We start from the raw sequence: 929 nt of genomic DNA, 5'->3' as shown, positions 1-929 counted from the left end.
AGTAACAAGCAAGATGAATGCAAATTAACGCTTTGAATTTAAAGTGATATTTTGACTTTTTTGAGCGTCGATTGGTCATCGGCGCTCAAACATTTATAAATAACGTGGCCTTCTGCTCAAATTTTCTTTTTGATCCACTTGTCAGCATTCCCTTATCCTTTCATTTCTGTACCATTCATTCACTTAATTTATATCTAATGCGTAAATAACCATCAGGTAACCGCTCATTAAATTGATGGGTATCTGAGTTCGTTTTACGCATGGTGAATTGAAAAGATGGAGCCGTACTTTGAAATTCCACACCTTTGCCTTGACCATGCTGACTGCACTTGTTGCCGTAAACAGTATGGCAACGACCCCACCATCGCCAATTTGGCATCCGATCACGCTGAGTGACGGAAGCAATAGCGAGGCGATTTTACGCGGAACTGCTGATTTCCATTGGTTTGAAGACAAACAAGGCAATGCCTTGATTCAGGAAGATGGCGTTTGGTTTTTTGCTCAGATCCAGCGTAATTCAGACATCCCTGAGTTGCTCTCGACTGGTATTGAGAAACCCCAATCCAGTGATGCGCCTGATTCAGCGAAGTTTCGTCCTGACGTGCAAGTTAAGCCGGAGCTGTCTTCGTTAAAAGCGATTGAACCTATGGCTCGCCAAAACTTATTGCGCACGGCACAAGGTTATCAGGCGATGAGCAGCTCGAGCGTGAAACAGCAGCCTTTGTTGGTTGTGCAGGTTTCTTTTAACGATCAAGCGATGGTGCACAATTTCGAGCAACGTGTTTTCGACACGAATGGCCAAAGCGTTGTGGATTACTTTGATAAAAACTCTCAAGGTAAATTTAAAGTCGTCCCAGCTATCGAGAGTTACGGCACCGCGAATGATGGTGTGATCAATGTGTCCGTGGCACAAAGCCACCCAAATTGTC

1 pseudogene is annotated in these 929 nt (G+C 44.1%); it reads left to right on the top strand.

Going from position 1 to position 929, the window contains the following annotated elements:
* Positions 1-289: 289 nt before the first annotated feature.
* Positions 290-929: pseudogene (locus R7Z77_RS24435) on the top strand (peptidase M6); the annotation flags it as partial.

The organism is Vibrio sp. 1401 (genome assembly GCF_033340295.1).
This window is presented reverse-complemented; position numbering and strand designations above follow the sequence as displayed.